Below are 25089 nucleotides of genomic sequence, written 5' to 3' on the forward strand. Positions count from 1 at the left end.
TCGCGGCGTCGTTGGATTCGGAATTCTCGGCCGGCTCTTTGCGAAGCGCGACATGACGGGGCTTCGACGAGAGTGAGCGGCAGCGGCCGAAAGCGGCAGGCCACACTCCCCTTCGCTGCGAACGAGCGCCGACAGCGAGCATGACCGGTGGCAGGCCAGCATGCGAGCGCGCCTTATGGCGCGCGGGCTCCGGATGAGCGGCGGCTTTTGGCAATAAGCTGCGTCAGGACGACCGCGAGCACCAGCGAGAAGCCGTAGAAGACGTCGTTCACCCAGCCGGTATAGCCGAGAAGCTGCAGGCCGGTGACGCCGGTGACGAGGAAATAGATGGCGATGAAGACGCCGGCCACGTTGAAGCGTCCCGGACGGATCACCGTCGAGCCGAGGAAGGCGCCGGCGAAGGCCGGCAGCAGATAACCGCTCGCGACCGCGGGCACCGAGGCCCCGGTGATGCCGACGAGGAGAATGCCGGCCACGGAGGAAAGCAGCGATGACCAGATCAGCGATGCCGAGCGCATGCGCGCGACGCGGATGCCGGCGAGACGCGCCACCTCGGCATTCTGGCCGCTGAATACGAAGGCGCGGCCGGCCGGCGTGTGCTCCAGCACGTAGTAGATGCCGATGCCGATCGCGAAGGTCACGTAGATCGCGAGGGGGGCACCCAAGACATCGAGGGAGACGAGGTCGATGAGCCGTTGGTCGACGCCCGCCCGTGGCGCAGAACCCGCCCAGCCATTGGCCGCGCCCATCAGCAGCGTGCCGGAGCCCAGCGTCGTGATGATGGAGGGCACGCCGATCCGGACAGAGATGAAGGCATTGAGCGCCCCGAAGGCGAGCGCCGCCGCGATGACGGCGAGGATCGTCCAACCGATCGGCCAGGCATAGTCCGTGTTGAGCGTCACGACCGCGGTGGCCGCTACCGCCATCACATTGGCGACCGACAGATCGAACTCGCCGCCCAGCAACGCGACGACGACGGCAAGCGTGATCACGATCTGCGTCGCCTGCGAACCGAGCACGATCTGGAAGGTCGAGACCGAGAAGAACGAGGGGACGAACAGCGAGTAGCCGGCGATCAGCAGCAGCCAGACATAGATGAGCCCGAAGCGCTCGATGTCGAGAAGGCCCGCGAGCGGGTTCAGGCGCGGCCGAGACTCTGGGATCGCGATGGCGACTTCGGCGCTCTGATTCTGGCTCATGCGGCGTGCGCTCCCTGGCGCTCATCGGCGGAAAGGACGTCGCGATCACGGAAACCGAGATCCGCGATCGCCGTTTCGGTAAGGTCGGGGCCGGCCAGCACGCCGGCGATGCGGCCGCGGCGCAGCACGGCGACGCGATGGCAGAGACGCGCGAGGTCCTCGGTTTCGGAACTGGCGATCAGAACCGCGACGCCCGAGGCGGCGATCTCCTCGATGCGGCGGAAAATGTCCTGCTTCGAGCCGACATCGACGCCTTGCGTCGGTTCGTGCAACACGAGGACCGACGGCGCCGTCTGCATCCACTTGCCGAGCAGCGCTTTCTGCTGATTGCCGCCGGAGAGGGTGCGGAGCGGCGCCTCGGCGCGCGCCGGGCGCACGTCGAAGGCATGCAGCAGCCGCTCCGCCGCGACCCGTTCCAGGCCCGCGCGGATCGTGCCGAAGCGTGCAAAGCGCGCGAGCACCGGCAGGCTGACATTCTCGCGCACGCTCGCCTCCTGCGCGCCGCTTGCCTTCTGCCGGTCGGCAGGAAGCAGAGCGAGGCCGGCTGCGCGGGTCGCGATCGGGTCGAGGAGGCGCGCGTCATATTTCCGCTCGCCGATTCGCACGACGCCACCGGCGGCCCGGCTGGCGCCGGCAATGAGATAGGGCAGTTCTTCGTGGCCGGCGCCGGCGAGCCCGGTGAGCCCGACGATCTCGCCGCGCTGCACCGTGAACGAGGCGCCGCTGACCGTCTCGCCGTCGAGCTCGCGCACCGAGAGGGCGAGTTCCTCGCGGGCCGGCGCCAGGGCGGGATAGAAAGTCCGGACATCCTCGCCGAGGATGTGCCGCACGAGATCGTCCTCGCCGAGCCCGGCGACCGGGCCCTCATGGACCAGCGCGCCGTCGCGCAGCACGGTGACCGAATGGGCGATCTCAAGCACCTCGTCCAGCCGGTGGCTGACATAGATGACGCCACGGCCAGACGCCGCGAGAGAGCGGATGCCGGCGAAAAGGCGGGCGACATCGGCTTCGGGAAGAAAGGCGGAGGGCTCGTCGAGGACGATCACGCGGCCTGCCGGTCCCCCGGCGTCGATGAAGCCGCGCGCAATGGCGACGAAGGCCCGCTCGGAAGGCGAGAGCGCGCTGACCGGGCGCGACGGATCGAGGTCGAGACCGAAGCGGGCCAGCGTCGTACGCACCCGCTCGCGTTCACGCCGCCAGGCGATGGGCGCCGCACGACCGCCGGCAAAGCGCCCGACCAGGACATTGTCGAGGATGCTCGCCTCGGCGACGAGGCCGAGATCCTGATGGACGAAGGCGAGGCCGGCGGTCCGCAGCTTCTCGGGCGAAAGGGGAAAGGCGAAATGCTCGCCGCCGATGGCGAGGGTCGTGCCCGACGCTGGGCGATGATAGCCGGAGAGGATCTTGATGAGGGTCGACTTCCCCGAGCCGTTCTTGCCGACCAGCGCGCGGATCTCGCCGGGCGCCACCGTCAGCGAGACCCGCCTCAGGGCCGTAACCCCGGCGAATGCGATGGAGGCATCGCCGAGGCTGAGGGCCGCCGGGGCAGAGGAAGCGGCGGCCGTTCCGGTCACTTCACGCCCCAGATCGCCTTGAACTTCGCCGGGTAGTCGACGCCATACCAATCGGTATCGACCTCCTTGGTCGTGTCGATCGATTGCGTGTTCTCGTGATCGAAGATCTTGTAGCCGATCTTGTAATCGTGGATTGCCGGCTGTCCGGAAAGGACACGCAACACGTCGTCGATGACGGCGTAGGAGAACCAGGCATTCGGGCCGCCGAGATCGATCTTGAGCGGCGTGCCGCCCCGCTTCAGATTGGTGACCTGGGTCAGAACGGCGTTGAAGCCGGCCGTCTTCACCTTGGCGCCGCGTGCGCCGGACTGCGCCAGCCCGGTCTGTACGAAGAGCGCGAAATCGTCGAACGGCGGGATGATGTAGCCGATCGACGGATCGCGGAGCACCGCGGTGCTCGCGACATTCGCCAGGTCCGTCTGGACGGACGGCCCGAGGCTCGTCGCCGCTTCCGAGATCTTCGCATCGACGCCGAGGCGCTTCACCTCGGCGCGGAAACCGTCCAGCGTCCAGCCGGCGCTCGGAAGGCCGGTGATGTCGACAAGGAGGACATGGCCCTTGCCGGCGGAATCGGCGACGAACCAGTCGGCGAGCAGCTTGCCGGCATCGGGATAGTTGTAGCTGATGTCGGCGACATGCCCTGGCACTTTGGCCGGCGCGTCCGGACCGATCGGATGGCTGTTGATGCTGAAGACGGGAATGCCGGCCGCCTTGGCCTTGGCCACCTGCGCCGCGAAGGCGGCGGCGGGATAGCCGGTGCCGAGGACGATCGCATCCGCCTTGGCGGCAATGGCGAGTTCGAAGCCGCGCACCTGCTCGGGGACCGAGCCGCCGCCGTCATAGAGGTGCCACTTGAGGCCGCCATCGGCAGCCGCCTTTTCGCCGAGAAGGGCCCACTGCTTCAGGATGTTGGTCTTGTAGTCCGAGATCCACCAAACGGTCTTGCCGCGCGCCGGCGTCGAATCGAAGCTGGGCGGCGCCCAGAATTCCGGCGTTCCCAGATGCGCCTTCACGATCGCCTCGGCCTCGGCGACACCGGCCGGATTGTCTTCGGCCTGAGCGAAGGAGGCCGCGAGCGGCAGAGTGATGGCGAGCGCGGCGGCGGCGAGGAAGCGAGGCACCCGAAGGGCTGTAATCGGCGAGAAGGTCATGGTCCGGCTTTCACGATGGTCGGGCGCGATGCCCGAAGAATTGGCTTGGGGGTTCAGGCGGCGAGCGAGCGACCGCCCTGGCTGAGGGCTGTTTCGAGCGGCGTCCGGTCGATCCAGCTCCCGAGGTCGAAATCCTTGCGGATGAAGCCGTGGCTGAGGAGGAACTGCTTGCGCCGCCTGAGCGCCTCGAGGGCCTGCTCCGAAAAGCCCGTCGCGAGCTGTTGCTCGAGCAACGGATAGGTGGAGTCGGCGATCTCCTCGGAGACGTTGGCCTCGAGCGCCGTGATGTGGACGACCTCCTCACGATGGGTCGTCGCCCATTCGGCGGCAGCGATCGTCTGTGCCAGGACACGGGCCACGAGATCGGGCCGGTCGCGCAGCAGGCTGGCGCTCACAGTGAAGGCCTGCGGGATCGCATTGTTGTGGCGGACCAGCGGGTCGGGATGGGTATGTGCGTCATAGACGACATGCGCCCCGAGAAAGCTCTGCAGGTGAACCGAGAAGGAGCTTTCGGAAAAGATGGCGTCGACGTCGCTGCGAACGAGCGCGGCAAGGTCGCCGCTCAGGGGACTGCGCCGGCGCGCCTGCGAGAAGATCGAGCCGGTGAGCGCCGATGTATTCGCGGGATCGATGTAGGCCGCCTCGATCGGGACATCGACGAGTTCGACATCGTCGAGCGTCAGGCCTTCGCTCGCCAGGGCGACCTCATAGGTGCGGATCGCGCCGGCGCGCCAGAAATCGATCTGGTCATTGACGCGGCGCGGCACCGAGAGCCGCCTTCCCTTGAGATCGCGCACATTGCGGATACCCGATTCCGGCAGTGTGAGGATCACATGCGGTGCGTCGATCCAGGACAGGCCGATCAGCCGCGTGTCGGCGCCTTCGGAGCGCGCCCAGATCGGCGGGATGTTGCCGCCATAGCGGAAGCTGTCGTCGAGGCTGTGGTCGAAATGCGATTGCAGCTTGGTGCGGTCGGCCTGCTGCAGCGAGGCGATGCGGATGCCATCCGGCGCGAATTCGCGCTTCAGCAGCCCGAGATGGATGGCCAGGCTGAAGGCGGTCGGGACCGGGCAACGCGTATACCAGATGGTATCGACGGCGCGCGCGCCGGCAGGCGGGGCGAGGCTCATGTTGCGATCTCCGAACGGGACTGGGAGGAAACGGTGCGTGCGGCCGCCGAGCGGGCATTGTCCGGCGGGATGACGCCGTTGAGGTGGTAATTGCCGATCGCGTGGTGCCGCCAGCGGATGGGGTCGTGCACGGTATGGGCGCGGGCATTGCGCCAGAAGCGGTCGAGATTCCATGTCTCCAGCGAAGCGCGGGCGCCGCCGAGCGCGATGATCTCGTTGGAGGCCGTAAGCGCCGCATGATCCGCCGCGGCACGGGCTGCCGCGACGGCGAGCACGGCCTTCGTCTGAAGCGTCGGCGAATCCGGATCGGTGCGCAGAAGAGCGAGCACGCCGGCTGCCCGTTCGACGAGAGCGTCGGCCGCCTCTTCGAGCACCTTCAGTTCGCCGAAGGTGCGGATGGTGTGGGGCTCCTCGGCTGCCCGCTCGACGGCGGCTTCCGGCCAGGCGCGTGCCTTGGTGTTCAGGAAGCGCACGGCTTCATCGAGGGCACCTGCGGCGATGCCGACATCCACGGCAGCATGCAGGAGCTGCGCGAACGTGTTGCCGCTATGGGGCCGCGGCGGCCCCGACGGGCGGATGACGGCGATCTCCTCGACCGCCACGCCGTCGAAGCGAGCGGTGCCGCTGACCGTCGCGCGCTGACCGATGCCGCGCCAGTCGTCGAGGATCGTCAGTCCCTCGGCATCGCGGGCGATGAAGGCGTAAACGACCGCGCCGTCATCGTCCCTGGCCAGAACGGGGAAGTAATGCGCGACATAGGAGCCGGTCGTGTAGAACTTTTCGCCGTCGAGCCGGTAGCGGCCCTCGCCGGTCCGCGAAAGGCGCGTCGTGATGTCGGCGGCCGAGCGGGTCTTGGCCTCGGTGAGGGCATTGGCGACCCGCGCCCCGGCGAGGATCAGCGGCAGGAAATGGTCTTTCTGCGCTGCCGTGCCCTGGTCGGTGATCACGTCGCCGAGCGAATATTGCGCGATCAGGATCTGGGCGACGCTCGGGTTGGTCCGCGCCACCGCGGATATGACACGCGCCAGCGTCCAGTAGCTCGCCTCCGGGCCGCCATGCGAGCGCGGAACGAAGAGGCTGGTGAGGCCGAGCGCCGAAGCGCGTTCGAGTTCCACGAGCGGGGGAATGGCCTCGATGGCGCGATCGGCGGAGGCTTCGCGAATCTCCTCGGCGAAGCGCTCGGCGACCGCGACGGCCTCGTCCGCATCGAAGAGGATCGGCGTCGCGCCGTCGGGCGTGAAGCTTCCGCGATAGGTGCTCGCACGGCTGCGCCGTTCATCGGCATCGATGGAGCGCGCGGCGGCGAGCGGTGCTGCAGGGGCGTTCATGATGTTTTCCCCCGCTCAGGTATAGAAGGTCGCCGGCGGATAGGCGCCCGAGAGCCCCCATTCGCCGAGTTCCCGCACCTTGTAGAAAACGGGGCTGTGCAGCGTGTAGGTGCGTGCGTCGCGCCAGAACCGGTCGAAGCCGTAGCGGTTCGCGGTCGAGCGCGCGCCCATCAGCTCGAAGATCGTGGAGGTGATGTCGACGCTGGCGCGCGTCGCCGTCACCTTCAGTGTCGCCACGACAACCCGGAGCTCTCCCAGAAGATCCTCGGTCAGCGCCTCGGGCGGCAGGTTCTTGGCCTGCTGCACCTTTTCCGCCGCATGATTGGCAACCGCGAGCGCCTGCTCGAGCTGCAGCCAGAGCTCACCGTAACCATTGATGATGAGATCATCGTCGGCGGCGCGTTCGGCCTTGGAGAGGATCCAGGGCCGCGTCTCGGTCTGGATGTAGTCGCGCGCCGCGCGGAGCGCGCCGATGGCCGTGCCGAGATAGACGTTGGAGAAGGCTAGGTTGCCGGAAGGCACGCCGAGCGGCCCCAGATTCGGCTCGTTCGGCTTGCCATCCTCCGGCGGCGGCCCGAAGGCGCGCAGATCCTTCTCATCGACGATGACGTTTTCGAGCACGAAGGAGCCGCTGTCGCCCTGCGGCAGGCCGATATTGTCCCAGTCGCCAAGATGCGTCAGCCCTTCCAGCGGCGGGCGCAGGATGGCGAGGACATATTGCTGCGTATCGGCGCGGCGCACCTGCGCCCCGATCTGGTCGGCGAAGGCGGCGCCGGTGCAGAAGCTCTTGCGTCCATTGAGCGCGAACTTGCCGTTGCCGATCGGCGTCGCGACGATCTCCGGATCGCGCGGATTGGCGATGACGCCGCGGAAATGCTTGGTCGCGACGGCGTCCTTCCAGGCCCCGACACGCTCAGGCTCGGGCAGCGAGCCGATCCCCTCGATGCCGAAATAATGATGCGTGAGCAGCACGCCGACCGAGGCATTGCCGGCCGCAATCTCGCGGATCACCTCGACCACCAGTCGCCAGTCGCCGCCGCCGCCACCGAATTCCTCCGGAATGAGCAAGGTCGAAAGGCCCGTCTCCTTGAGCCGGGCGATCTCGGCGCGCGGCGGCCGTCGCGTGCGATAGCCCTCCACGGCGGTCTTCGCGAATTCGGCCGAAACGTCGCGCGCGATGGCGAGCCACTTCTCCTCGAGAGCGGAATGCGGCCGATCGAACAGCGAACGGGCGCGCAGATAGTCGAGCGAAGCCGGCGCCTTTTGGGGGCGCGCGGCGATCTTGATGGGGCTGACGGCGGTCATGATTCCGGTCTGATCAGGCGAAGGAGGGGGGCTCGTGCGCGACGCCGTTCAGCGCGAAATCGCCGATGGTGCGCAGCTTGTAGTGCTGGTTGTCGTGAAGCGTGTGCGTGCGGATATCGCGCCAGAAGCGGTCGAAGCCGAAATCGTTGCGCGTCGCCCGCGCCCCGGTGACTTCGTAGATGCGCGGCGTGACGGAAAGCCCGGCGCGCGTCACGAAGGCGCGCACGGCGTTGGCCTTGACGCCGAGTTCGGCGCGCTCGCGCGCCGTGATGCTGCGGCGGCGTTCGAAGCCGTCCTCGACTTCGCGGCCGACCGAGAGGAAAAAGGCGAGGGCTGCCTCAGCCTCGGTCCAGAACTCGCCATACTGGTGCAGGACGTAGGGGTCGAGCGTCGCGCTGGCGACGCCCGAACCGGGAGCCGGCCGTGTTTCCTGGCGGGTATAGAGGGCGGCGGCGTCGATGGCCCCCAGAAGCGAGCCGAGATAATAGCTCGCGAAATAAAGCTCGCCGATCGGCACATAGAGCGGCGGAAAGCTCGTCACCGGCCCGAAGCTGGAGCGGAACACCTCGTCCGCCTTCAGCTCGACATCGTGGAACTCCAGCGAGAGCGTTTCGGCGCGGCGCAGGCCGAGATGATCCCAAGTGCCGGAAAAGACGAGGCCCTTGCGGTCGATCGGGACATAGCCATAGGCAAGCTCGGGGACGTCGTCGCGATTGGCGAGCACGGTCGTCACGTCGGCGAGCGAGGGACCGGTGTTCCAGTGCTTGACGCCATTGAGGCGGAAGCCCTGTCCGTCCGGGGTCGCCGCAAGGCTGCGTGCGCCGGGCTGGCTGACATTGCCCCAGAACCAGCGGCCTTCGGCAGAAAGACGTTCGACCGCCTCGGCATCGCCTTCGACATCGAAGAGGCGTGCGACGCCGGAATTCGTATAGTGGTAGCCGAGCAGCGCGCCGATCGAGGCATCGCCGCGCGAGAGCGCGACGAGGATCTTCAACGCCGTCGTGATGCTGCCGCCGAGCCCGCCGAACCATTCGGGAATGAGGAGGTTGACGAGACCCGAAGACTTCAGGATCGCGACTTCCGCCGTCGGCCGGATATTGGCCTGTTCCCGTGCCGTCGCAACCTTGGCCAGCGCGGCGCCGAAGGCCTCGGCGAAGCGCAGCGGCGCCGCCGGATCGACTGACGCCGCCGGCAGGACCGTGTTCGGATCGAAGCCCTCGGCTGCCAGTTCGCCGATGGGATCGACATGGATATTCATGATGATCTTCCCGATCTTGGGTCGTGTCACGCGACGGAACGGATGTCCGCCGTCCCGCTCGTTCCGGCAGCCTTCCAGGCCGCGACGATCTCCTCGGCCCGCGCCAGCGGCCGCGGATCGATCCAGCCGTCGAGGTCGAAATCGGCGCGGATGAAGCCGTGGCGCAGCAGGAAATCCTTGCGCCGCCCCAGCGCCTCGACGCGGAAGGGCGAGAGGGCGATGTCGAGATGATCGGTCAGGGTCGGGCCATAGGCGACCTCGACGGCTTCCTCAGCCACACGCTGCTCGGAAGCGACGATGCGAACCGCCTCGCGGTGATGATCGCGCGCCCAGTCGGCAGCGAGGATCGAGGCCGCGAGGATCGTCGCGACTGCCTCGAAGTCCTCCTCGATGAGGCTCGCCGAGACCGTGAACGCCTCCGGAAGCGCATTGTTGGCGCGTTCCAGGGGATCGGGGTGCTGGCCGACGTCGTAGAGCGTCTCGACGCCGACGAAGCTCGCGAGCTCGGAGGCGAATGAGGACTGCGAGTAGATTGCGTCCACTTCGCCTCGGATGAGCGCGAAGACTTCCTCGCGCTGCAGGCCACCGCCGGTGGCGAGCCCCGCAGGTCCGCGCGGCTTGCGGATGAGCCGGCTGTCGTCGAGATAGCTGCGCGCGACCGGCAGATCGACCAGCGTGACGTCGTCGAGCGTCAGCCCTTCGCTCGCAAGCGCCGCCTCATAGGCACGGAGCGCCGCCGCGCGCCAGAAATCGATGACGTCGTTCTGGCGGAGGGACAGCGCCAGGCGCTTGCGCTTGAGATCACGCACCGTCTCGATGCCCGAACCCGGCCTGACCAGGATCGGATGCGGCGTCGGCGTCCAGGACAGGGCGACGATGCGGGTATCGGCGCCTTCCGACCGCGCAAAGATGGCGGGTGTATTGCCGCCATGACGAATCGAGCTCGCGAGCTGATGGGTGAAGTGCGACGCCTGAGTCGCCCGGTCGCCTGATTGCTGGATCGAGGCGAGGCTCCGTCCGAGCGGCGCGATCGCCTCATGCAGCGTGCCGCGCTGAACCGCAAGGCCGAGCGCCGTCGGCACGGGGCAGCGTGTGTACCAGATTTGTCGTTCGGCCATGGGTCGCCTTGTCGCCTTGCGAAGCCGCGAAAGCGCTTCGCCATCCTGGCTGGAGGCTAAAGACGATCAAATCGATCTACAAAATAGAATTTTCTGATCCCTGCTTTCCGGGAGAAATGCTCTTTCTTCCGAACAGCGGCCGCACCTCCGATCGGGATTCTGCGGATTGATCGAAAACCACATCGAATTTCCCGGATGGGTGTCCGCGATGAGAGAATTTGTGCTCCGTCGCAAAGGACTCAGCCGGCGACACAGTCTGCCGTCCGCCCCGGCGCGCGGAAGGAAATGCCTTCCCTTGAGGACGGCGCTCGCGCGGCGCAGCAGGATGCGGCGTCAACGGGCAGCGCTTCCGACCGAACCGTCCTTCTTGACACCCCGCCACGATGGCGAGTGCCTCAGGCCTCTATGGATCTCGGCGCGTCCTGCGATCGGACGAGGCTCACGACCACGAGAGCCAAAGCCCTGAGCCTTGGAAATGTTCCGAAGGCACCAGAAGGGGCGCGGTTGGCGCGCCTCACCTACATGGTCTCGACGCCGTCGGGCGATAATTGGAGCTATGGCTATGACACGCTCGACCGGCTGCTGACGGCGACGAACAGCGCCGATACGAGTACCCGCCGGACCTGCAGGACAATGCCGCCGGCTCGATCGCGACAAATTCGGCCATCGGCAGCTATAGCTATCCGGCGCAGCGCGCCAGCGCGGTGCGGCCGTACGCGCCGACCTCGATCGCTGGTTCGACGCGGAGCTACGACGCGGCCGGCAATCTGACGACGGCGACGGTCGGCACCAACCCGGCCGAGACCTTATATGCGAGGCGCCACAGCTTCGAGCCGCCTGGATTGATCAGAAGGTGTAGGCCACCGGAATCGGAGACCTTGTAGGCCTTCTCTCGCCGCTTTGCGCTACGGATCGCTAAGTCAGTGATCGGATAGCTATCGTGCCTGTCGGTATGGCGCTCGGCCGCGCCGCTTCGAATCCAACAAAACACCAACAAATGCGTCGGACTGCACCGGACGTGGTTGGACAAACATGAATGCAGAATGGCTCAGATCCGCCGATCTATCGGCCGAGAATGACGGCCTCGGACCATGCTGGATCGGAAGGTGGTGTCCCGGAAGGGATTCGAACCCCTGACCTACGGTTTAGGAAACCGTTGCTCTATCCTGCTGAGCTACCGGGACAGCCGAATGGGCCGCGAGGGCCTTTGAGGCCGTGCCTCCTCTAGCATGTTCGCCCGCGCCCGTGCCACCCTGTTTGCATGGCTCGGGGGAACCGGAATCAGGCTCGTGGCGCCGCGCGGCCGTCCTGTCGCGGGGCGGGCGGAAACGGTCGTGCCCGCCATGCCTTTGCCATGCTCTTCGGCATCATGGTCGCCATGGCGGTCAGTGGAGAAGCAGCGGTCGGCGGAGACTTGGCGGGCGACACGCGGACGGGCGCGACGGTCGGCAGCGCGGATCCCGGCGGCGAACGGCTTCTGGGCGGCGCGGGCTGTGCGCTCGTCGCCGGCGAGGGCGGCGTTGTCGCCTCCGTCATCGATGGCGATACGGTGCAGCTCGACAGCGGCCTCGAAGTGCGCCTCGCGGGCACGCAAGCGCCGAAACTGCCCTTGGACCGCCCCGGCTTCGTCGCCTGGCCGCTCGCCGATGTGGCCAAGGCCGCGCTGGAGCGCCTCGCGCTCGGCCAGGCGGTGGAATTGCGCTATGGCGGCGCGCGCCGCGACCGCTATGGCCGCGCGCTCGCGCAATTGTTCGTGATCTCCGAGGATGGCGGCGAGACCTGGCTGCAGCGCGAGATGGTGGCTGCCGGGCTCGCACGGGTCTATTCCTTCGCCGACAATCGACAATGCGTCGGTGCACTGATCGAGGCGGAGCGTACAGCGCGCCGTTCTGCACTTGGCCTTTGGGCCGATCCGTATTACGTGATCTACGCCGCGACCGAGCCTGGTCTTGCGCGTCGGCATGACAGCTATGATCTGGTGGAAGGACGTGTTCTTTCCGTCGGTGAACGCGGTCCTATCGTCTATCTCGATTTCGGGCTTACCTGGTCGACGGACTTCACGGTGGTCCTGTCGAGCGAGGCCATGGCCGCGCTTGCCGAGAGCGGCTGGAAGGCAGGCGATTTTCAAGGGCGGCGCGTGCGCGTGCGAGGATGGATCGAGCAGCGCGGCGGTCCGAGCATCCGGGTGACGCATCCCGAACAGCTCGAACTGCTGGATGATGGTGGACGATGAGCGAAGGCGCGGCGGGTGCGGTGAGCCCCCGGAGCGGCAGGCCGTGGTGGCGCGGCACGGGATTGGTGGTGCTGGCGGGGCTGCTCCTCGCCGGCTGCACGACTGCGCTCGAAGGAACCTACGGGCCGCCGCAGACCGTCGCCGGCGCCACGACCCCGCCCGCGGTCGATCCCACCCAGGCGCGGATCGGCGCCGAGGAACACCCGCGCATCGTCGCGAGCTATGGCGGCGTCTATCATGACGACAAGCTCGAGAAGACGCTCGCGCGCATCGTCGGCCGCTGCGTCGCCGCATCGGACGACCCCTCGCAGTCCTATCGCATCACGATCCTGAACAGCCCCTCGGTCAACGCCTTCGCGCTGCCCGGCGGCTATCTCTATGTGACGCGCGGCCTGCTCGCACTCGCCAATGATTCGTCCGAGGTCGCGGCGGTCATCTCGCATGAGATGGGCCATGTGACCGCGAACCACGCCATGCAGCGCCAGAACAAGGCGCGCGCGGCCGTGATCGTCAGCCGCGTCGTCTCCGATGTGCTGCAGGATGGCGAGGCGGGCCAGCTCGCGCTCGCCTCCAGCCAGCGCACGCTCGCCGCCTTCTCGCAGCAGCAGGAGCTGGAGGCCGATGCGATCGGCGTGCGCACCATCGGCAAGGCCGGCTACGATCCCTTCGCGGCGGCGCGCTTCCTCGACCTGATGGGCCGCTATGCCGAGTACAAGCAGGCCGGCCAGGTGCAGGACAAGCGTCCCGATTTCCTGGCGAGCCACCCGGCGACGCCGCAGCGCGTCGAATTCGCCATCCGCGCGGCCCGCCAGTTCGGCGCGCCCGGCATCGGCGAGGTCGACCGCAACCGCTATCTCGAGGGCATCGACGGCATCGTCTTCGGCGACGATCCCTCGCAGGGCTTCGTGCGCGGCAAGACCTTCCTGCACCCCACGCTCGGCATCGGTTTCGCGGTTCCCGACGGCTTCGTGCTCGACAATACGAGCGATGCCGTCCTTGCCACAGGGCCGGATGGCACGGCGCTGCGTTTCGACGGCGCCAATCTGCCGGCCGGCTCGTCGCTCGCGACCTATATCGCCTCCGGCTGGGTCAACGGGCTCGACGCCGCGTCGATCAAGACCTTCCAGGTGAACGGGCTGGAGGCCGCATCCGCCAAGGCGCAGGCCAAGGGCTGGGTCTTCCGCATCGCCGTCATCCGCGTCGGTCCGAGCGCGACCTATCGCTTCATCTTCGCCAATGAGAGCGATACGCCCGGCCTGCAGGCGGCCGCCGATGCGACGATCCAGAGCTTCCGACAGTTGACGCCGCAGCAGATCGCGGCGCTGAAGCCGCTCCGCGTGCGCGTCATCACGGTGGCGCAGGGCGATACCGTCGAGAGTCTCGCCGGCCGCATGCGCGGCGTCGATCGGCCGCTCGATCTCTTCCGCGTCCTCAACGACATCAAGCCCGGCGCGTCTCTGCCGGCCGTCGGCGAGAAGGTGAAGATCATCGCGGAATAGCGGTGGGTCGCTTCTCCTCCTCGGGGAGGGGTAGGCGGCGTTGGCGCATTCCCTCTCCCGCGAAGCGGGGGAGGGCGAGGGAGGGGGCCAACCTGCACGATCGCTGCAAGCTTCGGCGCCAGCCCTGAACTCTATCAATTCCCACAGCCTCGGCCTCGACGCCCCCTCCCCAACCCTCCCCCGCAAGCGGGAGAGGGGGCAGGCCGGTGCGCGCCGGGCGAGCCAGGAAAATAATCTATCCCCGCCCCCTCTCGCCGGGCGCATACTCCTTTCATCCCCGCCCACCGAAGAGGGCGAACCGGTCGTTCCGTTTGCGGGTGGGGCTCGGCGGGCCTTGGGGGCGAGGGGTCACGAGCCTCGTTCCGAAGGGCGGCCGGAACTCCGATGCGCCGGGTCCGTACACGCGGGCCAGCGGCGGGCGTTCGGGCTTTCCGCAAGGGGAGATCCGGACGCGGGACTTGCCGCCGGGTGACCCAGCAACGAAACACCCACGGTCCATCGGTACCGGCCGCAGATCTCGTCGGCGCGGGGCGCCGGCTGCCGCAGACGGGCGGCTCGGGCACCTCATCCATCATCTTCAGCCGGCGCGCTGCCCGCGCGCAGGCACTCGGCCGCCCCGCGCGACCTCTTCGTTCACAACCCTGCGGCCAAGGCCGGCGGGGTGCATCGGGCTGGCCGCTGTGTCGTCGTCTGTCTGGAGCAGCCCATGGGGACTGCAGCCTGTGACCCAAACAAAAAGGGCAGGCCGGAGCCTGCCCTTTCAGGATGCGTTATCGGGCGCTCAGTCTTCGAGCAGCGTCACGTCGCGGACGGCGCCCTTGTCGGCGCTGGTCGCCATGGCGGCGTAAGCGCGGAGCGCCACCGAGACATTGCGCTTGCGCGGCGCCGCCGGCTTCCAGCCCGCCTTGCCCTTGGCGTTCATCGCGGCGCGGCGGGCGGCCAGCGCCTCGTCCGAGATCACGATGCGGATCGAGCGATTGGGGATGTCGATCTCGATCGTGTCGCCGGGCTCGACCAGGGCGATCGCGCCGCCCGAGGCCGCTTCCGGCGCGACATGGCCGATGGAGAGGCCCGACGTGCCGCCGGAGAACCGGCCATCGGTGATCAGCGCGCAGGCCTTGCCGAGGCCGCGCGACTTCAGATAGCTCGTCGGATAGAGCATCTCCTGCATGCCGGGACCGCCGCGCGGGCCCTCATAGCGGATGATGACGACGTCGCCTTCCTTGACCTTCTTGTTCAGGATGCCGTGCACGGCATCGTCCTGGCTCTCGAAGATGACGGCGGGGCCGGTGAACTTCAGGATCGAATCGTCGACGCCGGCCGTCTTCACGACGCAGCCATCGGGCGCCAGATTGCCCTTGAGCACGGCGAGACCGCCATCCTGCGAGAAGGCATGCGGCACGTCGCGGATCGCCCCCTTCTCGCGGTCGAGATCGAGCTCCTCCCAGCGCGCGGACTGGCTGAAGGCGACCTGGGTCGGCACGCCGCCGGGGGCCGCCTTGAAGAAGTCGCGCACGCTCTCGGAATTGGTCTGGCGGATATCCCAGCGCGCGATCGCCTCGGCCATGGTCGAGGCGTGCACGGTCGGCAGCTCGGTGTTCAGGATGCCGCCGCGCGCCAGCTCGCCGAGGATCGCCATGATGCCGCCGGCGCGGTGGACGTCTTCCATATGAACGTCCTGCTTGGCCGGCGCGACCTTGCACAGCACCGGAACCTCGCGCGAGAGGCGGTCGATGTCGTCGAGGTCGAAATCGATCCCGGCCTCATGCGCGGCCGCGAGGATATGGAGGACCGTGTTGGTCGAGCCGCCCATGGCGATGTCGAGCCGCATCGCATTCTCGAACGCGCCGAAGGAGGCGACGTTGCGCGGCAGCACGGTCTCGTCGTCCTGCTCGTAATAGCGGCGGGCGAGATCGACGATCAGATGGCCGGCCTCGACGAAGAGCCGCTCGCGGTCCGAATGGGTCGCCAGCATCGAGCCATTGCCGGGCAGCGACAGGCCGAGCGCTTCGGTCAGGCAGTTCATCGAATTGGCGGTGAACATGCCTGAGCAGGAGCCGCAGGTCGGGCAGGCCGAGCGCTCGATGACCTTGACGTCCTCGTCGGTCACCTTGTCGTCGGCGGCGGCGACCATCGCGTCGACGAGGTCGAGCGCCACCTTCTTGCCGGCGACCGTGGCCTTGCCGGCCTCCATCGGGCCGCCCGAAACGAAGACGGCGGGGATGTTGAGGCGCAGCGCGGCCATCAGCATGCCGGGTGTGATCTTGTCGCAGTTGGAGATGCAGACCATCGCATCCGCGCAATGCGCGTTGACCATGTATTCGACGCTGTCGGCGATCACCTCGCGCGAGGGCAGCGAATAGAGCATGCCGTCATGGCCCATCGCGATGCCGTCATCGACGGCGATCGTGTTGAACTCCTTGGCGACGCCGCCGGCGAGCTCGATCTCGCGCGCGACGAGCTGGCCGAGGTCCTTCAGATGCACATGGCCGGGCACGAACTGGGTGAACGAGTTCACCACGGCGATAATGGGCTTGCCGAAATCGCTGTCCTTCATGCCCGTCGCGCGCCAGAGGCCGCGGGCGCCGGCCATGTTGCGGCCGTGGGTGGTCGTGCGGGAGCGATAGGCAGGCATTTTATCCTCGCATCGGTGGCGATTGGCGTGGGGGCTGCTGCGGCCTCTTTCGGGCCGGTGAGGAAAGATAGTGTCGATGCACGAGAATCCGAAGTCTGTCGAGAAAAAATGCCCGGCCATGCCCCTTGCAAGGCCATGCGGGCCGTCTCACATTATACGGAACGAGCGGGGTCCGGGCCCCTCTGGCGGTGTGTCGCCCACCGCGATGTCGGACCTCTAGAGCACAGCAACACGGCGACCTGCGCTCGCTCAACCATGTCCATCATTCCGTTCCTGTCGGCCGAGTTCCTCGGCCAGCCTGCCAGTGCGTGGGCGATCTTTTTCGTCATCATCGTGGCGCTGCTCGCCTTCGATCTCGGCTTCGCCAACAAGGGCGACCACGAGATCGGCATCTCGCGCAGCCTCGTCTTCTCCGCCTTCTACATCGCCGTGGCGCTGCTCTTCGGCGCCTGGGTCTGGGTCGACCTCGGCGCGAAGGCCGGGATGGACTATCTGACGGGCTTCCTGGTCGAGAAGAGCCTCGCGCTCGACAACATCTTCGTCATCTCGCTGATCTTCGCGGCCTTTGCGATCCCGCGCGCCTATCAGCACCGCGTGCTGTTCTGGGGCATCGTCGGCGTCGTGGTCCTGCGTGCCGTCATGATCGGCGTCGGCGCCACGCTGATCAGCAATTTCTCCTGGATCCTCTATATCTTCGGCGCCTTCCTGTTCTTCACCGGCGTCAAGATGCTGTTCGCCAGCGACGAGCCGGTCGATATCGAGAAGAATCCCGTCGTGCGCATCGTCAGGCGGATGATCCCGGTGTCATCGAAGCTGGACGGCCACAAATTCCTGACCCATGAGCCGCACCCGGTGACCGGCAAGCTGCGCCGCGTGGCGACGCCGCTGATGCTGGCGCTGGTCTCGATCGAGATCGCCGACATCGTCTTCGCGGTCGACAGCGTGCCGGCCGTCTTCGCGATCACGACCGATCCCTATATCGTCTATACGAGCAATATCTTCGCGATCCTGGGCCTGCGCGCGCTCTATTTCGCGCTCGCCGCCGCCGTGCACCGCTTCCACTATCTGAAATATGCGCTCGCTTTGGTGCTGATCGCGGTCGGTGCCAAGATCTACTGGGCGCACCTCGTCGGCCCGGTCCCGTCCTGGATCTCGCTCGGCCTCACGGTCGGCCTGCTCGGCGGCGGCGTGGTCGTCTCGCTCTGGAAGACGAGCGGCGAGGCCGAGAAGGCGCCTCAGCGGGGCTGAAGCGCCGTCTCGACCAGGCGGGCGAGATAGGACGAGCCGATCGGGATCGCGGCGTCGTTGAAGTCGTATTCGGGATTGTGCAGCCCGGCCGTGTCGCCATTGCCGAGGAAGATGAAGGCGCCGGGACGCTCCAGCAGCATGTAGGAGAAGTCCTCGCCGCCCATCATCGGCGGCGACGCCGCGTCGACATTGGCCTCGCCGACGATCTGCTTGGCGACCTCGACGGCAAAGGCCGTCTGATCCGGGTGGTTCACCGTCACCGGATAGTTGCGGTGATAGCCGACCTCCGCCTTGGCGCCAAAGGCGCCGGCGATGCCCTGCACGATCTCGTTGATCCGCCGCTCGGCGAGGTCGCGGACCTCCGGGCTGAGGCTGCGGACCGTGCCGCCGATCGCCGCAGAACCGGGGATGATGTTGTGGGCGCGGCCGGCGTGGAACGTCGTCACTGACACGACGACGGCGTCGAGCGGGTCGACGGAGCGCGAAGCGATCGACTGCAGCGCCTGCACGACATGGGCGCCGATCAGGATCGGATCGATCGTGACATGCGGCTTCGCGGCATGCCCGCCATGGCCGATGATGCGGATCTCGAACTCGTCGGTCGCCGCCATAATCGGGCCCGGCCGGATCGCGAACTTGCCGACGGGCAGGCCCGGCATATTGTGCAGGCCATAGACCTCGTCGATGCCGAAACGCTGCATCAGACCGTCATCGACCATGGCCTTGCCGCCCGCGCCGCCCTCCTCGGCCGGCTGGAAGACGACGACGGCGGTGCCGTCGAAGTTCCGCGTCTCGGCGAGATAGCGCGCGGCGCCGAGCAGCATGGCGGTGTGCCCGTCATGGCCGCAGGCGTGCATCTTGCCCGGCACGGTCGAGGCATAGGGCTTGCCGGTCGCTTCCTCGATCGGCAGCGCATCCATGTCGGCGCGAAGCGCAATGGTCTGACCGGCCTCAGCCTTGCGGCCGCGGATGACCCCGACGACGCCGGTGCGGCCGATGCCGGTCACGACCTCGTCGACGCCGAAATCGCGCAGGCGATCGGCCACGACCTCGGCCGTGCGCTGGACGTCATAGAGCAGTTCAGGATGGCGATGAAAATCGCGCCGCCAGGCCGTGATGTCGTCGTGGAAGTCGGCGAGACGGTTGATGATCGGCATCGAAGCGTTCCCCAGCGATACAAAGAACAAGTCTAGCTGCACTGCAGCAGAAAATCACGCCGCCGCTTTGAGTCCGCCGGCCCGCTCGATGAAGGCGACGACGTCGTCCACATTGTGCCCGGCGCGGACATTGGTGAAGACGAAGGGCCGCGTGCCGCGCATGCGCTTCGAGTCGCGGTCCATCACCTCGAGCGACGCACCGACCATGGGGGCGAGATCGATCTTGTTGATGACGAGGAGGTCGGAGCGCGTGATGCCCGGCCCGCCCTTGCGCGGGATCTTGTCGCCGGCCGAGACGTCGATGACGTAGATTGTGATGTCGGCAAGCTCGGGCGAGAAGGTCGCCGCGAGATTGTCGCCGCCCGATTCGATCAGGATCACGTCGAGCATCGGGAAGCGGCGATTGAGATCGGCGACGGCGGCGAGGTTGATCGAGGCATCCTCGCGGATCGCTGTATGCGGGCAGCCGCCGGTCTCGACGCCGAGAATGCGGTCGGGCGAGAGCGCGCCGGAGCGCGTCAGGAACTCAGCGTCTTCCTTGGTGTAGATGTCGTTGGTGATGGCGGCGATGTCGTAGTGCTCGCGCAGCCGCTTGCAGAGCGCGTCCATCAGCGCCGTCTTGCCGGAACCGACGGGTCCGCCGACGCCGACGCGGAGAGGGCCGTTCGAAGAGCGGGTCATGACCGGAAAAGCCTCGTATACTGGGTTTCGTGCTTCATGCTGGCGATATCGGCGCGGAACGCGGCGCCGCCGAGCGCGTCGAGCGGCAGATCCTGCGTCGCGCGCACGACAGCCCCGATCGTCGGTCCGAGCGCGGCGATGATGCGCTGGCCGTCGGTCTGGCCGAGCGGCACGGCGCGCAGTCCCGCCGAGACGATATTGGCCGAGAAGGCATGCAGATAGGCGTGCAGCGCCGGGGCCTCCGCGACGCGATGCGTCGCCGCGGTGATGGCGACGGCGAGCGAGAACGGCGCGCCGTCCTCGCCGAGGATCGCCTCGGCGGTCGTTTCGAGCGCGGGATCCGCCCAGGCGGCGCGGACGGCGAGGAGGAAGGCCCGGCCCTGCGCCAGCGATTCGAGCCGCCGCTCGGCGCTCGGCTGGAAGGCGGTGGCAAGCTCCGCGATTTCGGCGAGCTCGTCGATCCGGCCGGCCGCCGCGGCACGGTAGCCATGCGCGAACAGGATCGCATCCGACCGTCCGGCGCCATGTTCCAGGATCGCGGCGACCCAGGCAGCGAGATCGGCCGCGGTGCGCACCGTCCCGTCTTCGATCGCCCATTCGAGCCCATGCGAATAGGAGAAGGAGCCGACCGGAAAGGAGGGGGACAGCCAGGCCAGCAGACGATGCAGCCCGGCGAAATCGAGACCGGTCACCGTCATGTCGGGACCGCCGCCGTCAGCGCTTCCCATCAATCATGTCCGTGGCCGCGATGACCATGATGGTCATGCGCATGGCCGTGATGATGGTCGTGGTCATGGTGATCATGGGCGTGGGCGTGATCATGCCCGTGCTCATGGCTGCCGTGATGATGCTCATGGGCATGCGCATGGTCGTCATGGTCATGATGGGCGTGGCCGTGGTGATCGTGCGCGTCGTGAGCGTGTTCGTGCTCATGGTCGTGATCGTCATGGCCGTGGACGCGGCCGTGACCATAGGCGCCGCCTTCGGGATGGAAGGGGGCGTCGACGGGCACGACATAGGCGCCGAGCTGGACGAGCATGTCCTCGATCACGTGATCACGGCGGATGCGCAGGCGGTCGCCCAGCAGTTCGGTCGGCAGGTGCCGGTTGCCGAGGTGCCAGGCGAGGCGCAGCAGATGCGCCCCATCCTTGGCTGTCACCTCGACCAGCGCCTCGGGCGCCGCCTCGACCGCAATGATGCGCCCGTCCTCGAGCAGCAGCCCGTCACCCTGCTTCAGCGCCACGGCCTCGGGCAGGTCGAGCAGGAATTCGGTCCCGCCCTTCGCGGTCATGGCGATCCGGCGCCGGTGCCGCGCGTCGAAATCGAGCACGACGGCGTCGGCAGGCGCCTTGGACCAGAGGCCGGCGGGATAGACGGAGAGAGCGCGGATCAAGCTAGTCTCCGATCAGATCGTCTGGATGCCACGGCCGGCCAGGCATGAAATCATAAGCGAGGATTTGCTCGATCGTGTAGGGGCACGCCGTCGGGAATATGTCCTGAGCGAGTTTCGTCTCTTCCGCGGCCTTGCGTATGGCGCCACGATAGGCCCAGTCCAAGGCGTCTTCTGGAAAAGCAGATAGACTGGGGCTGTCCTCGATCACGCCCTCAATATGCACACGCTGCTCACTGATCGTCGATTGCCATGAGTGGCATCGAAGCTCGGGCTGGAAATGCCACTTGAGCAGGTGCTGTAGCAGGACACGCAGGCGATTTCGAATTTCCGACTTCTGCGACCTGCCCACGCTCTCGATCTCCTCGGCCAGGTTGTCCCAGTCGATCTCGTTGTGGCGTCGGGCACGCAGCTTCTCCGCCTGATCCTGCGTCCAGGCATAGAAATCGTCGTCATAGCTGGTCGACGGACGCGTGGTGGTTTTGGTGCTCATGTCCTCAACCTAGAACAGGAAGTACCTCTGCGCCATCGGCAGCTCTGAGGCCGGCTCGCAGGTCAAGAGTTCGCCGTCCGCGCGCACCTCGTAGGTCTCCGGGTCGACCGTGATGTTCGGCGTCGCGCTGTTGTGGATCATCGAGTGCTTGCCGATGCCGCCGCGCGTGTTCTCCACGGCGACCAGCGTCTTGTCGACGCCGATCCGCTCCCTGAGGCCATTGTCGATCGCCGCCTGCGAGACGAAGGTCACGGAGGAATTGGTCAGTGCCTTGCCGAAGGCGCCCCACATCGGGCGGTAATGCACGGGCTGCGGCGTCGGGATCGAGGCGTTCAGATCGCCCATCGGCGCCGCGGCGATGGTGCCGCCGACCAGGACCATGTCCGGCTTCACGCCGAAGAAGGCCGGAGACCAGATCACGATGTCGGCGCGCTTGCCGATCTCGATCGAGCCGATCTCCTTCGAGAGTCCGTGCGCGATCGCCGGGTTGATCGTGTATTTCGCGACATAGCGCTTGGCGCGGAAATTGTCGTTGTCGCCGCTCTCCTGCGTCAGGCGCCCGCGCTGCACGCGCATCTTGTGCGCGGTCTGCCAGGTCCTGAGCGGCACCTCGCCGACGCGGCCCATGGCCTGGCTGTCGGAAGAGATGATCGAGAACGCGCCGAGATCGTGCAGGATATCCTCGGCCGCGATCGTCTCCTTGCGGATGCGGCTCTCGGCGAAGGCAATGTCCTCGGGGATCGAATTGTCGAGGTGGTGGCAGACCATCAACATGTCGAGGTGTTCCTCGAGCGTGTTGCGCGTGTAGGGCCGCGTCGGATTGGTCGAGGAGGGGATGACGTTCGGCAGGCCGACGACGCGGATGATGTCCGGCGCATGGCCGCCGCCCGCACCCTCGGTATGGAAGGCGTGGATCGTGCGGCCCTTCATTGCCGCGATCGTGTCCTCGACGAATCCGCTCTCGTTCAGCGTGTCGGTGTGGATCATCACCTGCACGTCATAATCGTCGGCGACCGAGAGGCAGCAGTCGATCGCCGCCGGTGTGGTGCCCCAGTCCTCATGCAGTTTGAGGCAGGAGGCACCGGCCTCGATCATCTCGACCAGTGCCTCGGGGCGCGAGGCATTGCCCTTGCCGGCCACCGCGACATTGATCGGGAAGGCGTCCAGCGACTGGATCATGCGGGCGATGTGCCACGGGCCGGGCGTGCAGGTCGTCGCCAGCGTGCCATGGGCCGGACCGGTGCCGCCACCGACGAAGGTGGTGACGCCGGACATCAGCGCCTCCTCGATCTGCTGCGGCGCGATGAAATGGATGTGCGAGTCGATGCCGCCGGCCGTGATGATCTTGCCTTCGCCGGCGATCACCTCGGTGCCCGGGCCGACGATGATCGTGACGCCGTTCTGCGTATCCGGATTGCCCGACTTGCCGATGGCGACGATGCGCCCGTCCTTGAGGCCGATATCGGCCTTCACGATGCCCCAGTGGTCGAGGATCAGCGCGTTGGTGATCACGGTGTCGACCGCGCCGCCAGCGCGCGTCACCTGACTCTGGCCCATGCCGTCGCGGATCACCTTGCCGCCGCCGAACTTCACCTCCTCGCCATAGGTCGTGAAGTCCTTCTCCACCTCGATGATCAGGTCCGTATCGGCGAGGCGCACCTTGTCGCCGACGGTCGGGCCGAACATGTGGGCATAGGCGTGGCGGGAAATCTTGAAGGACATCGATCCGTCTCCGAAAGGCCCTTCGGCCCGTTATCGTTATGCCGAGCCGCGGGACATGGCCCGTTCGCAGCGCCTAGAGCGCGCCCATGATCTTCTGCTGGAAGCCGTAGACCACGCGGCTGCCGCCGAAGGGGACGAGCGTGACCGTGCGGGTCTGGCCGGGTTCGAAGCGCACCGCCGTGCCGGCAGCGATATCGAGGCGCATGCCGCGCGCCTTCTCGCGGTCGAAGGCGAGGGCGTTGTTCGTCTCGAAGAAATGATAGTGGCTGCCGATCTGCACCGGACGGTCGCCGGTGTTGGCAACCTCGAGCGTCACGGTCGGCGCGCCGGCATTAAGCTCGATGTCCTCATGCGCCGTGATGATCTCGCCTGGAATCATGGTGCTGTCGTCCTCTCGGATTCACGGAGCGCCCGGCGATACGCGCCGGGATAGGCAGTCGCCGTCCCGCAGCACGCGCACCATGGAGGCGGGATTGCGGATGAGCTTCTCGGCCGGCCTGATGGGCCGGGCAACCAGGTTGCCGCCGCAATTGGGGCAGCGGCCGTTGAAGACCGTGCGCGCACAGTCGGCGCAGAAGGTGCATTCGAAGGTGCAGATGAGCGCGTCGACGCTGTCCGGCGGCAGATCCCGGTCGCAGCATTCGCAGTTGGGACGCAGCTCCAGCATGGTGTGCCCTAGCGGATGGGCTCGTGAACCGTGACGAGCTTGGTGCCGTCCGGGAAGGTCGCCTCGACCTGGACGTCGTGGATCATCTCGGCGATGCCGTCCATGACCTGGCTGCGCGAGATGACATGCGCGCCGGCCTCCATGAGGTCGGCGACGGTCCGCCCGTCACGTGCGCCCTCCACGACGTAGTCAGTGATCAGCGCGATCGCCTCCGGATGGTTGAGCTTGACCCCGCGCTCCAGCCGCCGGCGGGCGACCATCGCTGCCATGGAGATCAGCAGCTTGTCCTTTTCCCTCGGCGTCAGATTCATCGAAGTCCGTCTCCCAATTCTCGGTTCTCAGCAGTGCCAGACACGCGGCAGTGGACGGCGTCTGAGCGCTTCGGCGACCCGCCGCAGATCCGCTCTCAGGATCTGGCTCGACGCTGCAACAAATCGCACATTCAGAAGGCCCGGCCAAGCGCTGGCACCGGTCTCGCCTGCACATTCGCCGAGCACCGCGCGGACCTCATCGAGGCGCCGAGGTGCATCCGGCGCCACGAAGACGAGGCTGCCGATCGCCGTCGCCGCCGACGCCGTTGCGCCACCGGCGAGGATCGCGGTTGCGTCGCCGTTCACGACGATGCCGTCGGCAAAGACGAGGGCGCCGTCGCGCCGCACGCGCCAGCGGTCCGTCAGCTCAAGCGTGCGGACCGCTTCGCCCATGGCGCCGCGGCCGAACACGATCGTCTCGGCGAGGAGCGCCGTCGCATCGCCGGCAAGGTCGACCTCTAGGCGACGATCCAACCCGCAGCGGTCGAACAGGATCGTCTCCTGCGGCAGCCAGTCCAGCGATCCGCCCGCCGCGACGTTCAGGCGATTGATGACGAAGCCGGGGCCGGCCGGGCTGCGATAGATCCGCTCCGCGGCCTGGGTCGTCACCACCAGCTCGGCACCCGCACCGACGGCGATTTCGTATTCGAGCCGGTCGCCGCCCGTGATCCCGCCCGAGGTATTGAGCAGGACGGCCTCGACCGGGCGGCCCGGTTCGGGGCGCGGCAGGCGCACCTTGCAGCAGCCCTGCTGGTAGAATTCCAGCAGCCGCGTGCGCTCCTCGACGCGGCGAAAGGCGATGCGGGCATGGCCCTGGGCGCGCTGCAGGCGCGGCGGCGATTCGGCGGGCGCGTGCGCCATGGCAGGCATCGGAAGATCGAGCATGGCGGCAGGATCGGTCATGCCCTCGCCCTTGTAAAGCGCGACGCCGTCCATGTTGAGCACAGGTGGCAGGTGTGTCGCTTTGCCAAAGCGGCGACCGTTGGTTAT

Annotated in this window: 23 protein-coding genes and 1 tRNA gene; 3 read left to right on the forward strand and 21 right to left on the reverse strand. The window is 67.2% G+C overall.

Annotated elements, in window-relative coordinates; genetic code table 11:
• Nucleotides 1–173: 173 nt before the first annotated feature.
• From GGR25_RS12345 to GGR25_RS12385, 10 genes are all read right to left on the reverse strand, one after another.
• Nucleotides 174–1199, reverse strand: a complete 1026-nt coding sequence (locus GGR25_RS12345) for an ABC transporter permease (RefSeq protein WP_183399083.1) — start codon at nt 1197–1199, stop codon at nt 174–176.
• Nucleotides 1196–2773 carry an ATP-binding cassette domain-containing protein gene (locus GGR25_RS12350; RefSeq protein WP_183399084.1) on the reverse strand — a complete coding sequence of 526 codons (1578 nt, stop codon included), beginning with the start codon at nt 2771–2773 and terminating at the stop codon, nt 1196–1198. Before GGR25_RS12350 ends, GGR25_RS12345 begins: the two co-directional genes overlap by 4 nt.
• Complete coding sequence (locus GGR25_RS12355; RefSeq protein WP_183399085.1) at nt 2770–3924, reverse strand: sugar ABC transporter substrate-binding protein; 1155 nt, start codon at nt 3922–3924, stop codon at nt 2770–2772. The genes GGR25_RS12350 and GGR25_RS12355 overlap by 4 nt, the downstream gene beginning before the upstream one ends.
• 53 nt (nt 3925–3977) lie before the next feature.
• Entirely contained in the window at nt 3978–5054 is a 1077-nt protein-coding gene (locus GGR25_RS12360; RefSeq protein ID WP_183399086.1) for an ABC transporter substrate-binding protein, read from the reverse strand.
• Nucleotides 5051–6382, reverse strand: coding sequence for an acyl-CoA dehydrogenase family protein (locus GGR25_RS12365; protein ID WP_183399087.1), 1332 nt, complete (start codon nt 6380–6382; stop codon nt 5051–5053). The genes GGR25_RS12360 and GGR25_RS12365 overlap by 4 nt, the downstream gene beginning before the upstream one ends.
• A gap of 15 nt (nt 6383–6397) precedes the next feature.
• The gene (locus tag GGR25_RS12370; protein ID WP_183399088.1) at nt 6398–7687 is read right to left on the reverse strand and encodes an acyl-CoA dehydrogenase family protein; all 1290 of its coding nucleotides are present in this window, start codon (nt 7685–7687) and stop codon (nt 6398–6400) included.
• A gap of 13 nt (nt 7688–7700) precedes the next feature.
• Entirely contained in the window at nt 7701–8945 is a 1245-nt protein-coding gene (locus tag GGR25_RS12375) for an acyl-CoA dehydrogenase family protein (protein WP_183399089.1), read from the reverse strand.
• A gap of 26 nt (nt 8946–8971) precedes the next feature.
• Nucleotides 8972–10063, reverse strand: a complete 1092-nt coding sequence (locus GGR25_RS12380; RefSeq protein ID WP_183399090.1) for an ABC transporter substrate-binding protein — start codon at nt 10061–10063, stop codon at nt 8972–8974.
• 748 nt (nt 10064–10811) lie between these two features.
• Nucleotides 10812–11054: an Arm DNA-binding domain-containing protein gene (locus tag GGR25_RS25015; protein ID WP_343068073.1), complete on the reverse strand. Its 243-nt coding sequence runs from the start codon at nt 11052–11054 to the stop codon at nt 10812–10814.
• Nucleotides 11055–11170: 116 nt separating this feature from the next.
• Nucleotides 11171–11247, reverse strand: a tRNA-Arg gene (locus tag GGR25_RS12385).
• Nucleotides 11248–11417: 170 nt separating this feature from the next.
• On the opposite strand from GGR25_RS12385, the gene GGR25_RS12390 reads away from it, so the two are divergent.
• Entirely contained in the window at nt 11418–12296 is an 879-nt protein-coding gene (locus GGR25_RS12390) for a thermonuclease family protein (RefSeq protein ID WP_246409600.1), read from the forward strand.
• On the forward strand, nt 12293–13795 hold the full coding sequence (locus tag GGR25_RS12395) for a M48 family metalloprotease (protein WP_183399091.1): 1503 nt from the start codon (nt 12293–12295) through the stop codon (nt 13793–13795). Before GGR25_RS12390 ends, GGR25_RS12395 begins: the two co-directional genes overlap by 4 nt.
• Nucleotides 13796–14576: 781 nt before the next feature.
• On the opposite strand, the gene ilvD is transcribed toward GGR25_RS12395, so the two are convergent.
• Nucleotides 14577–16430, reverse strand: a complete 1854-nt coding sequence (gene ilvD, locus GGR25_RS12400) for a dihydroxy-acid dehydratase (protein WP_183399092.1) — start codon at nt 16428–16430, stop codon at nt 14577–14579.
• Nucleotides 16431–16685: 255 nt separating this feature from the next.
• On the opposite strand from ilvD, the gene GGR25_RS12405 reads away from it, so the two are divergent.
• Nucleotides 16686–17678 (forward strand): TerC family protein, encoded by a 993-nt coding sequence (locus tag GGR25_RS12405; protein WP_183399093.1) that lies wholly within the window; start codon nt 16686–16688, stop codon nt 17676–17678.
• On the opposite strand, the gene GGR25_RS12410 is transcribed toward GGR25_RS12405, so the two are convergent.
• The 10 genes from GGR25_RS12410 to GGR25_RS12455 all read right to left on the reverse strand — a co-directional run bounded on the left by GGR25_RS12410 (nt 17666) and on the right by GGR25_RS12455 (nt 25002).
• Nucleotides 17666–18835 carry a M20 aminoacylase family protein gene (locus tag GGR25_RS12410; RefSeq protein WP_183399094.1) on the reverse strand — a complete coding sequence of 390 codons (1170 nt, stop codon included), beginning with the start codon at nt 18833–18835 and terminating at the stop codon, nt 17666–17668. The two genes, GGR25_RS12405 and GGR25_RS12410, sit on opposite strands and share 13 nt — an antisense overlap.
• Nucleotides 18836–18889: 54 nt before the next feature.
• Complete coding sequence (ureG, locus tag GGR25_RS12415) at nt 18890–19516, reverse strand: urease accessory protein UreG (protein WP_183399095.1); 627 nt, start codon at nt 19514–19516, stop codon at nt 18890–18892.
• Entirely contained in the window at nt 19513–20244 is a 732-nt protein-coding gene (locus GGR25_RS12420) for an urease accessory protein UreF (protein WP_183399096.1), read from the reverse strand. The genes ureG and GGR25_RS12420 overlap by 4 nt, the downstream gene beginning before the upstream one ends.
• Nucleotides 20244–20909, reverse strand: coding sequence for an urease accessory protein UreE (locus GGR25_RS12425; RefSeq protein WP_183399097.1), 666 nt, complete (start codon nt 20907–20909; stop codon nt 20244–20246). The genes GGR25_RS12420 and GGR25_RS12425 overlap by 1 nt, the downstream gene beginning before the upstream one ends.
• Before the next feature lies 1 nt (nt 20910).
• Complete coding sequence (locus tag GGR25_RS12430) at nt 20911–21399, reverse strand: DUF29 domain-containing protein (protein WP_183399098.1); 489 nt, start codon at nt 21397–21399, stop codon at nt 20911–20913.
• Between the two features lie 9 nt (nt 21400–21408).
• Nucleotides 21409–23121: an urease subunit alpha gene (gene ureC / locus GGR25_RS12435; protein WP_183399099.1), complete on the reverse strand. Its 1713-nt coding sequence runs from the start codon at nt 23119–23121 to the stop codon at nt 21409–21411.
• Between the two features lie 73 nt (nt 23122–23194).
• Nucleotides 23195–23500 carry an urease subunit beta gene (locus GGR25_RS12440; RefSeq protein ID WP_183399100.1) on the reverse strand — a complete coding sequence of 102 codons (306 nt, stop codon included), beginning with the start codon at nt 23498–23500 and terminating at the stop codon, nt 23195–23197.
• A gap of 21 nt (nt 23501–23521) precedes the next feature.
• A complete protein-coding gene (locus GGR25_RS12445) occupies nt 23522–23788 on the reverse strand; it encodes a DUF1272 domain-containing protein (RefSeq protein WP_183399101.1) in 267 nt (88 codons plus the stop codon).
• 8 nt (nt 23789–23796) lie between these two features.
• Nucleotides 23797–24099, reverse strand: a complete 303-nt coding sequence (locus tag GGR25_RS12450) for an urease subunit gamma (protein WP_183399102.1) — start codon at nt 24097–24099, stop codon at nt 23797–23799.
• 27 nt (nt 24100–24126) lie between these two features.
• Nucleotides 24127–25002: an urease accessory protein UreD gene (locus tag GGR25_RS12455; protein ID WP_210299919.1), complete on the reverse strand. Its 876-nt coding sequence runs from the start codon at nt 25000–25002 to the stop codon at nt 24127–24129.
• Nucleotides 25003–25089 lie beyond the last annotated feature (87 nt).

Origin of the sequence: Kaistia hirudinis, assembly GCF_014196455.1 — a bacterium.
Classification (GTDB): Bacteria; Pseudomonadota; Alphaproteobacteria; order Rhizobiales; family Kaistiaceae; genus Kaistia; species Kaistia hirudinis.